The following is a 3,918-nucleotide window of genomic DNA, read 5'->3' as shown; positions in this document are numbered from 1 at the left end:
GGCGGGGATGGGGGGATATGTGGATGTCCGGCCCGGCCTCCACCCCTTGCGGGGAGGAGACCGGACCGGACACTTGACACCACCGGAGACTAGAGCGTGATGCTCCAGCCCCTCAGGGTCCCGATGTCCTGGGGCCCGTAGTCGTAGACGTACACCAGCCAGTTACCGGCCGCCTGCGAGGAGACGCCCGGAACCTGGAAGGTCCGTGCGCCGTTCCACGGCGTGCACTGGTACTGGCCGGTGCCCTGCCGCTTCACCACGAACTGCTGGCCGCTGGGCGCGACCAGCCACACTCCGAGGTCCTCGGAGCAGGTGTGCGTGGCGTCGATCGACAGGTTCACCGTCGACGCCGCCTGCCCTTCGATGGCGACCTGGATCGGGCTGGTCGTCCAGGTGTAGTCGCGGATCGGGTAGTCGGTGTCGCTGGTGAACGTGCGGTCACCACCGGACGGCTTGGTCACCGTCAGGGTGTAGGTGGCCGTGCGGGTGACCGAGCCCCGTCCGGTGACCGTCACCGTGTAGCTGCCCTCGGGCGTGCTACTGGTGGTGGCCAGCGTCAGGGTCGCGGTACCGCCCGCCTTGACCTCACCCGGGTTGATGGTGGCCGTCACGCCGCCGGGCGAAACCGTCGCCGACAGCGCCACCTGCTGCGCCGTCCCCTGGGTGAGGGCGGTGCGGACGGTGGCCGTCGTCGAGTTGCCCGCCTGGACGGTCCCGTTGGACGGGTCGACCGACACCGAGAAGTCGTCAGTCCCATCGCCTTGCACCCGCAGCGTGAAGCTCGCGGTGCGCGTGGCGGACTCCCCGGTGCCGGTGACCGTCACGACGTAGTCGCCCGCCGGGGTTGCCGACGTGGTGGCGACGGTCATCGTGGACGCTCCGCCGGCCTGGATGGTGGCGGGGCTGAAGCTGACGCTGGGCCCGCCCGGCGACACCGAAGCCGTCAGGTTGATCGGCTGGGCGGCGCCCTCGGTCACCGCGGTGGTGATGGTGGCCGTGGCCGACTGTCCTGGTTGGACGCTTGCGGACGTGGGGTTCGCCGCCATGGAGAAGTCGTCCGACGGGTTCGACTGACCCACGGACGTCTTCCACAGCGCCCACGCGATCGAGTCCGCGCTCCGGTCGAGCGCGGTCGTGTTGATGTTGCTCGGGTAGCTGTCGCAGGAGGCGTGGTAGCAGCGGTCGAAGGCCACACCGGCCTGGCCGCCCCACTTCTGCGCCTGCGCGGACGACTTCACGGCCGACGCCCCGGTGGACAGGAACGTCGTCGCGATCCCGGCGTTGCGGAACGGGCCGTCGTCGCTGCAGCACTCGCCCATCTCGTCGGGGGCGACGCCGATCGAGTCGAAGTATCCCTTCAGGTTGGAGGACAGCTGCGAGTTGAGGTTGTCGATGAAGTAGCCGGCGTTCGGGCTGCCGACCATGTCGAAGTTGAAGTAACCCTTGATCTTCGACCGCTCGGTCTGGGCGAGGCGGCCGACGTAGAACTCGGAGCCGTTGAGGCCCTGCTCCTCGTCGGTCCACCAGGCGAACCGGACCTTGTTCAGCATCGTCGGCTTGGCCTGCGCCAGCGCCAGCGCGGTCTCCAGGAGCGCGGCGGAGCCGGTGGCGTTGTCGTTGATGCCGGGCCCGCCCCGGACACCGTCGAGGTGCGCGCCGAACATGTAGACGCTGTTGGCGTCACCGCCCGGCCACTCGGCGATCACGTTGGGGCCGGAGCCCGCCGTGCATCCGGAGGTGCACGCCTGCTGGGTCACGGTGAACCCTGCGGCCTGCAGCTTCTGCGTCACGTAGTTGGCGGACGCGGTGTACCCGGCGCCGGCCGCGTACCGGTTCCCGCCGTTCTGCGTGGCGAAGTTCTGGAACTGCTGCAGGTGCCCCTGGAGGTTCGCGAGGCTGATGTTCGGCGGCTCGTTGGTGCCCGGCCCGCTGTCGTCCTGGACGTTGAGCGAGTACGTCGCGGTCTGGGTCTTCGTCCCGCCCCGTCCGGTCACGGTGACCGTGAACGGCCCGGTCTGCGCCGAGGAGCTCGCCGTGAGGGTGAGCGTCGAGGTGTTGCCGGACTGGACGCGCGCCGGGCTGAAGCTCGCGGTCAGGCCGCTGTTGGCCGGCGACACGGACGCGGTCAGGTCGACCGCCTCCGAGGAGCCCTGGGTGACGGTCGTGGCGACCGTCGCCTGCACCGAGGCGCCCTGCTTCACCGTGCCCGAGCCGGGCGACACCGACAGCGAGAAGTCGTTGCCGCCGGTCGGCTGGCAGGTCGGCTCACCGGACTGCGCCGGGACCGAGACCGCGTTCCACGCGGCCTTGACCTTCTCGTACCAGGTGCACGACGCGTCGAGGTTCTTCGCCGCCTGCAGCGTCACCACCCGGTAGCGGAAGTAGCTCATGCCGGACGTCTTCAGCATCATCGCGTTGTAGAAGATCTTCGCGGCGTTCATGATGCCGATGCCGGTCATGCTGCTGCCGTTGCAGGTCGGGCTGGACGGCTTGCCGCCGCCCGGGTTGTTGCCCTCGGCGAGCAGGTAGAACCAGTGGTTCCCCGGCCCGGCCGCCTTGTGCACCCCCATGCTCGGCACCGAGCTGGAGTAGCAGTTCGGGTCGTTGTTGACCCGGGACGGCTCGTACATGTTGCGGATCGGGCCCGAGCCGGTGAGGTTGACCTCCTCGCCGACCGTGTAGTCGGGAACGTCCTCGGGGTTGTTGAGGAGCGCCTCGACGGTCGCTCCCCACACGTCCCCGACGAACTCCTGCGTGTTGCCGCCGGAGATCCCGCCGGGCGTGTAGCTGTCGAACCCGTGGCCGAACTCGTGCGCCACGACGTCCGCCGCGGTGATCCACTGGTTCTGCTGGTTGTGGCCGAACGTGGCGCGGCCGCTCTGCCAGTAGGCGTTGACGGCGTTGAGCCCCACGTACGCGGGAGCCCACTGGCCGTTGTTGTTCAGGCCGGTGCGCCCGAACGACTTCAGCAGGTCCCAGAATCCGGCGCCCGCGTACATGACGTCGACGCAGCCGGCTTCCCTGCTGGTCTTGGACGTGCTGCCCCACACGTCGTCCGGACCGGAGAAGATCTGGTTGGTGCTGTAGTCGGCGCAGGTGAGACCGGGACGCTGCGGGTCCCGCATGCTGTACTGGCCGCCGGATTGGGTCGTTCCGAACTGGAGGTTCGGCCCGCCCCAGATGCCGGTGCCGGTGCCCGCGACGACGAGCTCCTGCTCGTCGAACCGCTTGCCCGTCAGGGCGTCGACGTAGACCTTCTTCTCGCTCGGGTGCCCGTGGTCACTTCCGGTGACGGTCGTCTCCCACGCGAGCCTCGGCTTCGCCAGCGCATGGACGACCAGGCGCGGCGCCAGCTTCTTGCCGTCCGGCTTGGCCACCGCGCCGCGCGACTTCCGCGCGGCCTCCGTCTTGGAGACCTTCGGCGTGAGGCCGATGGCGATCGGGCTCTTCTGCGCCACCGAAAGGTTGCGCACGTGGCCCTTCCCGTCCGTCGCGACGACGAAGTCACCGCCGACGACCGGGAGGTCGCGGTAGGTGCGCTCGTAGGCGACGTAGGTCAGGTTCCACGGGGTGCCGACGACCTGCGTCCGGACGTACTTGTCGCCCTTGCTCGGGTGCAGCTGGGCGACGCGTCCGTTGATCAGGCGTTCCGCCGATACGACGGCCGCGGTCTTCGGATCGGGGCTCGATCCTTCCGCGCTGGGGGTGGTTCTCAGGGCCAGCGGCACGAGGCCGCCGATCCCGAGAGTGGCGGCCGTAAAGGCCGCCACGACGTGTCTGCGTTTCACTTTCCGCATGCCTCCACTGAGGGGGGAGACCGCACCGCGGGGGGACGGGCGGCCGCAGGCACGGCGATGCCGTCCACCGCCAGCGGGGGCACGCCTGCTACCTGCTCGGCACTCGGATTGGGGGCAGAGA

At 69.5% G+C, this 3,918-nt stretch carries 1 protein-coding gene; it reads right to left on the bottom strand.

What is annotated here, in order from left to right; translation table 11 throughout:
• Positions 1-89 precede the first annotated feature (89 nt).
• Positions 90-3,788, bottom strand: a complete 3,699-nt coding sequence (locus E1264_RS41180) for a M20/M25/M40 family metallo-hydrolase (RefSeq protein ID WP_207936929.1) — start codon at positions 3,786-3,788, stop codon at positions 90-92.
• Between the last annotated feature and the right edge of the window lie 130 nt (positions 3,789-3,918).

Source organism: Actinomadura sp. KC216, from assembly GCF_004348535.1.
Classification (GTDB): Bacteria; Actinomycetota; Actinomycetes; order Streptosporangiales; family Streptosporangiaceae; genus Spirillospora.
This window is presented reverse-complemented; position numbering and strand designations above follow the sequence as displayed.